The organism is Rhizobium halophilum (genome assembly GCF_021648825.1).
GTDB lineage: Bacteria > Pseudomonadota > Alphaproteobacteria > Rhizobiales > Rhizobiaceae > Neorhizobium > Neorhizobium halophilum.
On the sequence record NZ_JAKJHS010000002.1, the window covers coordinates 474,337 to 486,890 of the forward strand.

The following is a 12,554-nucleotide window of genomic DNA, read 5'->3' on the forward strand; positions in this document are numbered from 1 at the left end:
GGCAGGTGGAGATTTGTTTCTCCTTCGTCCCAGGCGAAGGCCTGCTAGCTGCGAATGCGCTGAAAGGCTCGCCGTTCGAGCGCCGAAAGAAAATCGTATATCAGGACCGCCAGCCCCCCGACGATCAGACCGCCCTGCACGACGAAGGCCATGTTGTTGGATTGGAGCCCTGCAATGATGACTTCGCCGAGCGTACGTGCGGCGACGGTTGAACCGATTGTCGCCGTTGCAAGCCCGATCACCACCGATAAGCGAATGCCGGCGAGAATGACCGGTAGCGCCAGAGGCAATTCGATCTGCCAAAGACTTTGTCTGCCGGTCATGCCGATACCCCTGGCGGCATCGATCACGGCTCGCGGCAAGCTCGTGAGGCCAGTGAGCGTGTTCTCGAATATCGGCAGGAGGCCATAGAGGAAAAGGGCGATCAGTGTCGGCTTCTGGCCAAACCCGACAACGGGCACCGCAAGTGCCAGCACCGCAACGGGTGGAAACGTCTGGCCAATGTTCACCAGGCTGCGAGAGAGCGGCAGGAACTCGGCACCGACGGGGCGGCTGACGAAGATCGCCAGCCCCACCGCAACCATGGTTGCCGCTACGGTCGCGGCAATGACTGTCATCAGATGCTGAATGGTTAGGGAGAGGAGACTTGCCTGCTCGTAGATCACCGGCGCATTTGCCTGTGCGAGGGGACGCAGGAGCGGCTCCATTGTCTGCGGCGCCATGACAAACACGAGGAGCAGTCCGAGCAGGAACGCCCGCAGAAGATTGGGCAGAGATAACCTCATGACTTTCCTTTTGCCCTCTTAAAGATCGACTCGAGGGTGATGCGTGCAGCAACCTGTCCCTCGGGTGAAATGACGGGCGCGGCTCGTCGACCCGTCCAAAGCATCTGCGCTAGAGCTTCCTGCTGTGACGCGCCCGGGTCGATGGCGGGTCCCGTCGCCTCGCCTGGTTCGACCACCTCCGCGACGCGCCCCATGGACAAGAGCCGAAATGGTCGCTCTGAAACACCAATCATTGCCTCCACGAAACCATTCGCAGGATTTCGTACGAGTTCCTCCGGCGTTCCGTACTGCAGCAGACGACCCGCATCCATCACGGCAATTTTATCTGCGAGGTGAAAGGCCTCGTTCATGTCGTGGGTGACGAGAATGATGGTGGTGGAAAAATGCTTCTGGATTGCCAACAGGTCGTCCTGCGCCCTCGACCGGATAATGGGATCGAGCGCACCGAAAGGCTCATCCATCAAGAGGACGTTCGGTTCGGCCGCCAGCGCCCGGGCAACTCCGACACGCTGCTGCTCGCCCCCAGACAGTTCGTGGGGATAGCGTGAGATGAACTGCTCAGGCGGGAGTTGAAAAAGAGACAGCAATTCCCTCACCTTGTCGTCGGTTCTCTTCCGGCCCCAACCTATAAGCCGCGGCACCACTCCAATGTTCTCCGCCACTGTTTGGTGGGGAAACAAGCCGTGGCCCTGGATCGCATACCCAATCCGACGCCGGAGCTCGTAGCCTCGAATCGTGCGATTGTCCTCCCCATCCAGCCGGATAGTACCAGCATCCAACTCGACCAACCGATTGATCATCCGCAGAAGGGTGGTCTTTCCGGAACCTGAGGTACCTACAATCACGGTAATGGTTCGTGGCTCGATCGTCAGCGTTACGTCGTCGACCACCGTCTTGCCGTCATAGATCTTGGAAACGCCGTCTATTTCGATCATCTGGCCTCCTTCCTTGCCGGCACGATGCTGTTCATGTCGATCAAGGCGTCGAGCACCACCGCCGAGAAAAAGGCCAGTCCCACTGTCGGCAGCGCCCCGAGAAGCACGAGGTCCGTCGCCATCTGGCCCAGGCCTTGAAAGACAAACGTCCCAAACCCACCGCCGCCGATAAGCGCCGCAATGGTTGCGAGCCCAATGTTTTGTACCAGGACAATGCGAATGGCGGTTAAGATCACCGGGAGCGCCAGCGGGAATTCGACCTGGAAAAGCCGCTGCGCGGAGGTCATGCCAAGGCCGCGGGCTGCCTCCCGACTTTCACGGGGAACGGCTGCAAGGCCAGCCACCGTATTCGCCACCATCGGGAGCATTGAGTAGAGAAAAAGCGCGACAAAGGCCGGAGCCGCGCCGATACCTCGAATGCCTATCGCATAAGCTCCAGGCACATGGATTGCCAGCCAGCCAAGGGGTGCTATCAGAATTCCGAACAGTGCGATGGAGGGGATTGTCTGAACAAGGTTGAGCGTCGTCAGAACGGTTGCGCGGATTGCAGGCACACGCTCACAGACTACTCCCAGCGGGATGCCGATCAGTGCCGCGGCGCCAAGAGAGCCGAGGGCCAACGCCAGGTGACGTGAAGCCTCCCTCCAGAAGACGTCGTCTCGGGCGGCATATTCCTTCATCACGGAAAGGTCCGTCCATGCACCCGAAAGGATGATCAGCGACAGGATGCCGACGGTCGCAATCAGGTATGCCAGACGCAGCTTTGGGTCGGGGCGCATACGGCTGATCCCGTCAGCCGCCAGCAAGGAAAATGCGAAGAGCAACAACCAGAAACCGGTTGCCGGTGCGACGCGGGCGTAATTATTTTCGGAAGGCGTCAGATGGGCTGCCGCCTCTCCGACGAGCGCCGCGAGCGCCATCAACACAGTGGCAGCGGCCAGTATCCGAGGGGAAGCCTCTCGCCGGAACAGGGCGACAAGCGATCCCATCAGAATGATCGCGACCAGCAGCCAAGCCATCGGCGCCGGCAGCGCAGAGAACAACCCGAAGCCCTCACCCTGGACAATGCGGTTGGCCCTAAGGCTCGCGAATGGAGACCAAGCACCGTATGCGGCCAAAATGGCGATGAGGACGCCGAGCTTGTCAATATGACCCTTCAAAAAGACATCCCGGGACAGAGGCATCCTCCGATGCCGACACCTTCGCATCGGAGGAGGCGTCTAGCAACTACTTGAGGAAACCGTTCTGTTTGAGGAAGTCCTGGGCCACAGCCTTTGCGGGTTCTCCGCCTACCTGAACACGACCGTTCAACGCCTGTAATGTCTCCAGATCGAGTTTTTCGAACACCGGATGCAGCAGGCTCTCGATCTCCGGGTTCTTCGTCAGGATCTCCTCGCGGACGATCGGCGCGGGCTGGTAGACTGGCTGAACGCCCTTGTCGTCCTCAAGAACGACAAGGCCCGATGGGGCGATGCCGCCATCCGTACCATAGACCATAGCAGCGTTTGCCCCGTTCGTTTGGTTGGCAGCTGCAGCGATCGTCGCGGCCGTGTCTCCGCCGGACAGCGTGATCAGTTGATCTGGCGCGAGCTGAAATCCATAAGTGGTCTGAAAGGCTGGCAATGCCGCAGCCGAATTGACGAATTCAGAAGACGCCGCCAGCACCACCTCGCCGCCTTCGGACACATATCTACCGAAATCAGTCAGGGTCTTGATGTTCTCTTCATCGGCAACCTCCTTGCGCAACGCGATTGCCCAAGTGTTGTTGGCCGGAGATGGAGTGAGCCAGACGATCTTATTGGCATCATAATCAAGCTTTTTCGCTTGCTCGTAAGCTTGCTCTGCATTCTTCCACGCCGGATCGTCCGCCTTTTCGAAGAAGAAGGCGGCATTGCCAGTATATTCGGGGTAGATGTCGATCTCGCCTGCTGTAATCGCCGACCGCACGACCGGGGTAGCGCCCAGTTGGATCCGATCCGTCGTTTCTATGCCATTGGCCTGCAGGACTTCAAGAATGATGTTCCCAAGAACGCCGCCTTCCGTGTCGATCTTGGAAGAAACGACCACCTGGGCTGATACGGCACCGGCAGACAGCGAAAGCGCGAGCAGGATACCAGCAGCCCTCTTCGAAATTTGCATTCCCTTACCCTCCGTCTCTAGGCTTGTGGCATTGCGGAGTTCACCGTACCCAATGCCTTGTCGGGTAGATATGGAGCACCCTCGGGAGAATTGGAGATCAGGTCAACGACATTTCCGGACGGGTGCAACTGGTCCCACGCCAAACCTCGCCGGAGATGGGTCTGATCAGCGATCTTTGACCTGGACGAGGCGTCAGCTGCTGCCACGTACGATGAATACCAACCGGACCCAGAGCAGGTTGGCTTTGTGACAACCCTGCCGCATCAATCTCGTACATGCAGCATCCGCACGTGGACATGCCCGCTGCATCCCGCCTGCCAACCATTCCATGCCGCGCCCAAGCCAAGCATGACGAACAAGATCCCGCAAGCCGCAAAGCTGCCCGTCCAGTCACGAATAAGCCCCACGAAGAGCGGCCCGACCGCGGCAATAAGGTACCCCACACACTGCGCCATCCCTGAAAGGTGCGATGCGACCAGCGGATTGGGGGAGCGGAGGACGATCACAGTCATCGCGGCCGCAATCAGTCCACCTTGGCCGAATCCCTGCAATACAGCCCATATCCAAACGGTGGAGAGCGGCGCAAACAGAAGTCCGAGAAGTGGTACGACGGAAAGGATGCAAAGCACCACATTGAGCACACGCTGGTCCCTGCCCCGCACGGCTATGTGTGGCACGACGAGGCAGGCAGCGGCCTGAACCATTACCGAAGCCGAGACAATGCCGCCAGCCGCGACGCCGTCAAGCCCACGTTCCCGGAGGATCGGCACCAGCCAGCCGAAGACGCAATAGGCGAGCGCGGATTGCAGCCCCATGAATAACGTCACCCGCCAGGCTAGTCGATCTGCCCACAATCCTCGAACCCTGATCTGGCGCGTTTGCGCGATACTCTTGCTCATGAGAACCTGCGGCATCCAGATCACAGCAGCGAGCAGCGCGGGTAGACCCCAAGCAGCCAGCGTAACGCCAAGGGAGCCCCCAAGCGCGTGTCCAATGGGTAGTGTCAGACCAGCCGCTCCGGCGGCCCCGCCGCATAGCGCCATCGTGTACAGACCCGTTAACAAAGCGGTGCGATCGGGGAAGTCCCGCTTCACCAGGCCTGGAAGAAGCACGTTGCCAACGGCGATACAGGCACCCGCGATCGCCGTCCCGAGGAATAAAAACCCGATCGATGGGATGCCCCGTAGCGCTGTTCCTAGCGCCAACAGAATTGTCACGGCGAGTAGCGTCTTCTCCGTCCCGATACGCTGCGCAAGTCTAGGGGCTACGGGTGAAAAGGCGCCAAGGCAGACCACGGGCAATGTCGTCAGCAGCCCTGCTCCGAGCGCGTCGAGGCCGAGCTGCGTCCGAATCTCCGGCAGAAGAGCCGATGCACTCGAAAAGACAGGTCTCAGATTGAAGGCGATCAGCACCAGGCTGACCGCGAGCAGAAAGCGGGATGCGGGGCTTTTACCCCTCCCTTGTTCCGGCTGGGAAGCAGTCCTGTGCGGGGCCGATGGAGGTGGCCGGGGAGGAGTGTCGTTCACGCGTGTATCCACTCAATTTCGCCGCAAGGGCGACATTTGGGATCGCTTGCGACCCCGGAGGGGCTCTAGCACTTGGCGGGTGCGGCAACAACGTCGCTTCCGTGGTCGGTGGTACGGCGTACTCCTGCACGAGCTCACTTGTCCGACTCGGCTGAACATGATTGCGGTGAACGATCGCTTTAGTGGAACCTCATCTCATGCTTCCCACCGCTCCGGTCCTTACCATAGCTCTCCTCTTGCTTTCCAACGTCTTCATGACCTTTGCCTGGTACGGGCATCTCAAGTTCAAGGCCGCGCCGCTCTATATCGTCATTCTCGCCAGTTGGGGGATCGCTCTTTTCGAGTATTGCTTTCAGGTTCCAGCGAACCGCATCGGCTACGGCTATTTCAACCCGGCGCAGTTGAAGACCATCCAGGAGATCATAACCCTCTCCGTTTTCGTGCTGTTTTCGGTCTTTTATCTCGGCGAAGCCTTCCATTGGAAGCAAGGAATTGGCTTTGCGTTCATCGCTCTTGGCGCCTTCTTCATCTTCACCAAATAGGTTCAGGAAACTCAGGGTCTCCGTCCGCAGTTACTGACTACCGCCGACGCTTCGGCGACAGGCTGTTTGTTTCCGCAAGACTCAGCCGAAAAGTGAACAACGGGGAGACGCCATGAACAAGGCCGGCACCATCCGCATCGGCATCTCCGGGTGGACGTATAAGCCTTGGCGTGGCGTATTTTATCCTAAGGGTCTGCCACAGAAACAGGAGCTCGTCTTTGCTGCGGGCCGGTTCCCCAGCATTGAGATCAACGGCACCTTCTATGGGCTGCAGATGCCGCAGGATTTTACCGCCTGGCGTGAGGCGACGCCTGATGATTTCGTCTTCTCATTGAAAGGGCCACGCTACATCACCCACATGAAGCGGCTGAAGGAGATTGAAATTCCGCTCGCTAACTACCTGGCATCCGGCCTCCTGAACCTGCGTCACAAGCTGGGTCCGATCCTTTGGCAGTTTCCGCCGCGGATGAAATTTGATGCGGAGCGATTCGAAAGCTTCCTGAAGATCTTGCCCAAGGAGACAGCCGAGGCGGCGGCACTTGCCAGGCGACACGATGTCCGGCTTGACGGCCGTTGTGCAACGGAGATCGACGAAAATCGCACCTTGCGGCATGCCTTTGAGATTCGGCACGACAGCCTCGCTTGCGCCGAGTTTATCGAACTGCTGCGCCACTATGGCGCCGCCTTGGTGGTTGCGGACACGGTCCAGTGGCCGCTGTTGATGGATCTCACCGCCGACTTCGTCTACTGCCGTCTCCATGGGTCGGAGGAGCTGTATGTCAGCGGCTATGGGGATCAGGCGTTGGACGAGTGGGGCGCACTGGTTCAAGAGTGGGCGGCGGGCAAGGACCCTAGCCGGGCGAAACGGGTACTGGCGCCGACCGGAATGAGATCCCAAGGACGCGACGTCTACGTCTATTTCGACAACGATGCGAAGGTTCGTGCTCCAGCGGATGCAGCCTCGCTGATCAAGCGTATCAGCTAAATCTGGTAATCCGGTCGGATCAGGCGCCCTCACCGGCTTTTGCTCGCAGACGCCTTCATTTCCGTGACAGATTGTTCTAGAGACGTTCGATCAGTTCGCCCGAGCGGCGGCCGGACATCTTGCAAGGTAATATAGGCAATGCTGAACTCCCTTCGAAACGCTTCCCGTTCCTGGGTTGCCAAGGCGCTCCTTCTGCTTCTTGTGGCATCCTTCGCCGTTTGGGGCGTTTCAACGTCAATGGTCACCACGGACGCCAATACCGTCATGACGGTCGGGGATCAGGACGTATCGTCTCAGGAGTTCGCTCTCGCTTACCAGCGCCAGGTTGCGGCGCTTGGGCGGCAGTTCGGCTTGCAGCTCACGCCTGAACAGGTCCGTGCCTTCGGGATTGACCAACAGGTCTACTCGCAGCTCGCAGCCGGCGCCGCGCTGGATCAACTGTCGGACGATATGGGGCTTGGCCTGTCACAGGATCGTCTGGCCATGTTGATTGCCGAAGATCCGGCCTTCCAGGCCAGCAATGGCCAATTCGACCGCAACCTCTTCACCTCGCGCCTTCGCAACGCTGGTCTGCGCGAGGACGACTACATCACCGAGCGAAGCCAGGTTGCCGTTCGTAGCCAGATCGTGGAGGCGGTATCAGACGGCTTCGAGCCACCTCAGGTCATGCTCGACGCTTTGAAGCAATATCGGGACGAAACGCGCACGGTGGATTACCTGCTGCTTTCTAACGCCAACATCGCGCCAGTGAAGGCACCAACCGATGACGTGCTGGCTGCATGGTTCGAGGGCGTCAAGGCTCGCTATCGCGCCCCTGAGTATCGTACATTCAGCTATGTGACGCTGCAGCCGTCGGATCTGGCGGACCCTTCTTCCATCACCGAGGAAGAAGCGCGTGCCGAATATGAAAGGCGCAGGAACAGTTTCACGACCAGCGGCACCCGGACAATCGAGCAGCTCACCTATCCGAGCCGCGAGATGGCCGAGGCCGCAGCGACGCAACTGGAGGAAGGCAGCGCGACCTTCGATCAACTCGTCACAGACCAGGGTAAGACGGCGACGGACGTTCTTCTAGGCGACTTCACAAGGGAGACGATGCCGGACCCGGCACTCGCCGAGGCAGCCTTTTCAGTGTCCTCCGAAGGTGGCACCACGGGCGTTATTGACGGTGCATTCGGCCCGGTCATCCTGCGGATCACCAACATCACCTCGGAGACCACCAAATCGTTCGAGGAGGTCGAAAGCGAAATCCGGCAGCAACTTGCTCTTTCGGCCGCCTCACAGCAGCTGATGGATGTCCATGATCGCTTCGAGGATATCCGCGCGGGGGGCGCTACGTTGCAGGAGGCTGCGGGGGAACTCAACCTTCAGGTTATGACGGTCACCGCGGATGCGTCAGGCAATGATCAGCAGGGCGACAAGATCGACAACCTGCCTCCCGCAGACACTCTACTGACCGACGTCTTTCGCACCGAACCCGGAGCCCAACCGCTGCCCGTGTCTCTCGCCAACAACGGCTATGTCTGGTTCGAGGTCAGAGAGGTTACGCCTGAGAGGGATCGCACTCTCGATGAGGTTCGCGACCGAGTCGTTGCCGACTGGACGGCAGAGCAGCAGCGTGAGGCGCTTGGTGCCCGAGCGACGGAACTCAAGCAACGCATTGAGGGCGGGGAGACACTTGCGGCTGTCGCCGAAGAGCTAGGGATAGCCGTGGAGACCAAGCAGGGCTTGCGCCGCAACGGCGATGACGTGATTTTCGGATCCGAGGCAGTGTCGGCCCTTTTTTCGGGACCGGTCGGTCTCGTCACCACCGCGGTCGGCGGCGACGGTGAAAGCAGGCTGCTGATCAAGGTCACCGGTTCCGACCAAGTGGCCGGCGATGAACTTTCGAACGAGGAGCCGCTCCAGCGGCTGGCGCAAGCTGCGGGCGACGACATTCTCGATCAGATGGTCAACCGCCTACAGAACGACTATGGCGTCTCGATCAATCAGGCCGTGGCCGAACAAGTCGCCAACTCGATCCGCTGAAGAGGATATGCAAACATGCCTGAGCTCAAGCCGCTGATCGCAAAGGTCGCGAACGGCGACAGCCTGAGCCGGGATGAGGCTCGTGCTGCCTTCGATATCCTCATGTCTGGTGAAGCAACCCCGTCTCAGATTGGCGGTTTCCTGATGGCGCTCCGCGTTAGAGGTGAGACGGTTGACGAGATAGCAGGCGCGGTAGCCACCATGCGATCTAAAATGCTTCGCGTGAAGGCCCCGCTCGATGCTGTGGATATCGTCGGCACCGGAGGCGACGGAACCGGCACCTACAATATCTCGACGCTTGCCTCTCTCATCGTCGCCGGTTGCGGTGTGCCTGTCGCCAAGCACGGCAATCGCGCCCTGAGTTCCAAGTCGGGAGCGGCCGACGCGCTTTCGGCACTGGGCGTGAACCTCGACATCGGTGCTGACAAGATTGGCCGATGCATAAAGGAAGCCGGTATCGGTTTCATGTTTGCCTCCATGCACCATTCTGCGATGCGCCATGTAGGGCCGAGCCGCGTTGAGCTTGGGACGCGTACGATTTTCAACATACTCGGTCCCCTTTCCAATCCGGCTGGTGCCAAGCGGCAATTGCTGGGTGTCTTTTCGCCACGCTGGCTGATGCCGATCGCGGAAGTCCTTCGGGATCTTGGGTCGGACCGTGTCTGGGTCGTGTACGGTGACGGCATGGACGAAATCACGACCACCGGCACGACGAACGTGGTGGCTCTTGAAGACGGAGAGATCAGAAGCTTCGATGTGACACCGGCAGATTTTGGGGTCCAGACGGCAACACTAGCGCACTTGAAGGGTGGTGACGGCGTCGCGAATGCTGCGGCACTTCGTGCCGTTCTTGGGGGCGCAAAAAACGCCTACCGCGACATCTCCCTTTGCAACGCGGCCGCCGCGCTCGTGGTTGCAGATGTGGCTGGCGACCTGAAACAAGGCATGGAGCGGGCCGCCCACGCCCTGGATAGCGGCGAAGCGGCCGCAGCACTTGACCGACTTGTCGCGGTGTCGAACGAAGAAGATTGAGGGGCAGATCGATGGCGGATATCCTGAAGAAGATCGAGGCCTATAAGCGGCAAGAGATCGAAGCGGCCAAGGTTCGCGTATCACTGCCAGACCTGAAGGCGAAAGCCGCCGATCAGGAAGCACCGCGCGGATTCTATCGAGCGCTGAAGGCAAAGCGGGACAGCGGCAGCTTCGGTCTCATCGCGGAGATCAAGAAGGCCAGCCCATCCAAGGGTCTCATCCGACCGGATTTCGATCCCCCTGCCCTCGCCCGTGCCTATCAGGATGGAGGCGCGACCTGCCTCTCGGTTCTGACGGATACCCCCAGTTTCCAGGGGGCACCCGAATTCCTGACCGTTGCCCGGAACGCCTGCACCATGCCGGCGCTGCGCAAGGATTTCATGTTCGACATCTATCAGGTGCATGAAGCGCGCGCCTGGGGCGCAGACTGCATTCTGCTGATCATGGCATCCCTGACCGACGACGAGGCTCGGCGGCTCGAGGACGAGGCACAGGGCCTCGGTATGGACGTGCTCGTCGAAGTGCATGACGAAGAAGAGACTGAGCGGGCCCTCAAGCTGTCCTCTCCGATGATCGGCATCAACAACCGGAACCTGCGTACGTTCGAGGTCAGCCTCGATACGTCCGAGCGGCTAGCCGATATGGTTCAGGACAATCGCCTGCTGATCGGCGAGAGCGGCATCTTCACCCACGATGACTGCCTGCGCCTGCAGAAATCCGGCATCAGCACTTTTCTGGTCGGCGAGAGCCTGATGCGCCAGGACGACGTCTCACAGGCGACGCGCGTGCTCCTCACGGGTCCGTCCGCATCCTTGGCGGCCGAGTGATGGCCCCGCGGCCTGGTCTGACCCACCTTGGCGCTTCGGGCGAAGCGAATATGGTCGATGTCGGCGGCAAGACCGAGACGGAGCGGTCCGCCAGTGCGGAGGGATACGTGCGGATGCAGGCCGACACCCTCAAGCTCATCCGCGATGGAAATGCGAAGAAAGGCGATGTCATCGGCACAGCCAGACTTGCCGGCATTATGGCCGCCAAGAAAACCTCCGACCTGATCCCGCTCTGCCACCCCCTGATGCTGACCAAGGTGGCTGTCGAGATAACGGAGGATCCTGATCTTCCAGGCCTCAAGGTATCAGCTACCGCAAAGCTCATTGGCAAGACGGGCGTGGAGATGGAAGCTCTTACCGCCGTCTCGGTGGCCTGCCTGACGATCTACGATATGGCCAAGGCTGTCGACAAGGGCATGGAGATTGGAGGCATCCGACTCTTAGAGAAGACCGGCGGCAAGTCCGGCCCCTATCGCCCGGAGCAAGGCTGAACATGTCTCTTCTCCCCGTGGCAGAGGCAAAAGCACGACTGCTCTCCCACGCCATGCCGGTGCAGGAAAGCGAGACGGTGCCTCTGGCGGAGGCCAATGGTCGCGTGCTCGCCCAAGCCGTTACCGCTCGGCTGACGCAGCCACCCTTCAATGCCTCGGCCATGGATGGCTATGCGCTGAGGGCGGACGATGCGCTGAAAGTTGGGACCGAACTGGACGTCGTCGGCGTTGCTGCGGCTGGCCATCCGTTTAAGGGGCATATCCGGGAGGGAGAGACAGTCCGCATCTTCACCGGTGCGCCCGTTCCGGATGGTGCCGACACGATCCTTATCCAGGAGGATGCCGAAGCGCTGGAGGACGCTCGGATCCGGACGCGGTTCGCCGTCACCAGAGGAAGACATATTCGTCCGCGAGGGCAGGATTTTGCCGAGGGCGAGGTGGTGCTTAACCGCGGCACCCGGCTCGACTATTCACATCTCACGGTCGCTGCGGCAATGAACCACCCCTCGCTTCCCGTCCTTCGGCGAGCGAAGGTGGCGATCCTGGCTACCGGGGACGAGTTGCTGGCGCCGGGAAGCACGCCTCTTGCAGGTCAGATCATCGCATCGAACACGTTTGGGGTGGCGGCGCTGGTGCGTGACAATGGCGGCGAGGTTCTAGACCTCGGTATCGTTCCGGACAGAAGCGATGCCATAACGGCGGCAGTTGAGATGGCACGGGCGGCAGACGTCGACGTGCTCGTTGCACTGGGCGGGGCCTCAGTGGGCGACCACGACCTTGTTCAATCGACGCTAAAGGGCGTCGGGATGGAACTGGACTTCTGGCGTATCGCAATGCGCCCCGGCAAGCCGCTGATGGTTGGAAGCCTCGGCAAGATGCAGGTCCTCGGCCTGCCGGGTAATCCGGTGGCAAGCCTCGTTTGTAGTCTGTTGTTTCTAGAACCGCTTGTACGAACGCTGTCGCATCTCCCCGAACGGCAAAGAGAGGCCGACGCCATCGCCGCTCATGATCTGGCCGCCAATGGTCAGCGGCAGGATTATCTACGGGCAAAACTGACCGCTGGGGACGGGAGGCTCCATGCCGAAGCATTCGCCAAGCAGGATTCCTCGATGATGAAGGTTCTGGCAAACTCAGATGCACTGATCGTCCGGCCACCGCATGCACCAGCGCTCAAAGCCGGCGCTCCATGCCCCGTGCTCCTGCTAAGGCCCTGATCTGCAGACGACCGGTATTGTAGAAACCCGTAAAATAGCCGGTGGAGGCT

The 12,554-nt window shown here is 60.2% G+C and carries 12 protein-coding genes; 7 read left to right on the forward strand and 5 right to left on the reverse strand.

The genetic code is table 11. The features are described 5' to 3' along the window. Positions 1-44 precede the first annotated feature (44 nt). From LXM96_RS06825 to LXM96_RS06845, 5 genes are all read right to left on the reverse strand, one after another. Positions 45-785, reverse strand: a complete 741-nt coding sequence (locus tag LXM96_RS06825; RefSeq protein ID WP_239997621.1) for an ABC transporter permease — start codon at positions 783-785, stop codon at positions 45-47. After that, positions 782-1,720 carry an ABC transporter ATP-binding protein gene (locus LXM96_RS06830; RefSeq protein WP_239997622.1) on the reverse strand — a complete coding sequence of 313 codons (939 nt, stop codon included), beginning with the start codon at positions 1,718-1,720 and terminating at the stop codon, positions 782-784. The genes LXM96_RS06825 and LXM96_RS06830 overlap by 4 nt, the downstream gene beginning before the upstream one ends. Next, the gene (locus LXM96_RS06835) at positions 1,717-2,880 is read right to left on the reverse strand and encodes an ABC transporter permease (protein ID WP_239997623.1); all 1,164 of its coding nucleotides are present in this window, start codon (positions 2,878-2,880) and stop codon (positions 1,717-1,719) included. Before LXM96_RS06835 ends, LXM96_RS06830 begins: the two co-directional genes overlap by 4 nt. A gap of 67 nt (positions 2,881-2,947) precedes the next feature. Next, entirely contained in the window at positions 2,948-3,859 is a 912-nt protein-coding gene (gene osmF / locus LXM96_RS06840; protein WP_239997624.1) for a glycine betaine ABC transporter substrate-binding protein OsmF, read from the reverse strand. Between the two features lie 263 nt (positions 3,860-4,122). Next, positions 4,123-5,385, reverse strand: coding sequence for a CynX/NimT family MFS transporter (locus tag LXM96_RS06845; protein WP_239997625.1), 1,263 nt, complete (start codon positions 5,383-5,385; stop codon positions 4,123-4,125). 197 nt (positions 5,386-5,582) lie between these two features. Between LXM96_RS06845 and LXM96_RS06850 the strand changes: the two genes are divergently transcribed. The 7 genes from LXM96_RS06850 (at position 5,583) to LXM96_RS06880 (ending at position 12,504) form a co-directional block, all read left to right on the forward strand. Next, a complete protein-coding gene (locus LXM96_RS06850) occupies positions 5,583-5,927 on the forward strand; it encodes a DMT family protein (protein ID WP_239997626.1) in 345 nt (114 codons plus the stop codon). A gap of 112 nt (positions 5,928-6,039) precedes the next feature. Then, positions 6,040-6,912, forward strand: a complete 873-nt coding sequence (locus LXM96_RS06855; protein ID WP_239997627.1) for a DUF72 domain-containing protein — start codon at positions 6,040-6,042, stop codon at positions 6,910-6,912. A 138-nt stretch (positions 6,913-7,050) separates the two neighbouring features. Further along, positions 7,051-8,940 carry a peptidylprolyl isomerase gene (locus LXM96_RS06860; protein ID WP_239997628.1) on the forward strand — a complete coding sequence of 630 codons (1,890 nt, stop codon included), beginning with the start codon at positions 7,051-7,053 and terminating at the stop codon, positions 8,938-8,940. A gap of 15 nt (positions 8,941-8,955) precedes the next feature. Next, a complete protein-coding gene (gene trpD / locus LXM96_RS06865; RefSeq protein ID WP_239997629.1) occupies positions 8,956-9,972 on the forward strand; it encodes an anthranilate phosphoribosyltransferase in 1,017 nt (338 codons plus the stop codon). A gap of 11 nt (positions 9,973-9,983) precedes the next feature. After that, a complete protein-coding gene (gene trpC, locus LXM96_RS06870; RefSeq protein ID WP_239997630.1) occupies positions 9,984-10,799 on the forward strand; it encodes an indole-3-glycerol phosphate synthase TrpC in 816 nt (271 codons plus the stop codon). Beyond that, positions 10,799-11,290: a cyclic pyranopterin monophosphate synthase MoaC gene (moaC, locus tag LXM96_RS06875; protein WP_262913534.1), complete on the forward strand. Its 492-nt coding sequence runs from the start codon at positions 10,799-10,801 to the stop codon at positions 11,288-11,290. The genes trpC and moaC overlap by 1 nt, the downstream gene beginning before the upstream one ends. Positions 11,291-11,292: 2 nt before the next feature. Beyond that, positions 11,293-12,504 (forward strand): molybdopterin molybdotransferase MoeA, encoded by a 1,212-nt coding sequence (locus LXM96_RS06880; protein ID WP_239997632.1) that lies wholly within the window; start codon positions 11,293-11,295, stop codon positions 12,502-12,504. Positions 12,505-12,554: the final 50 nt, after the last annotated feature.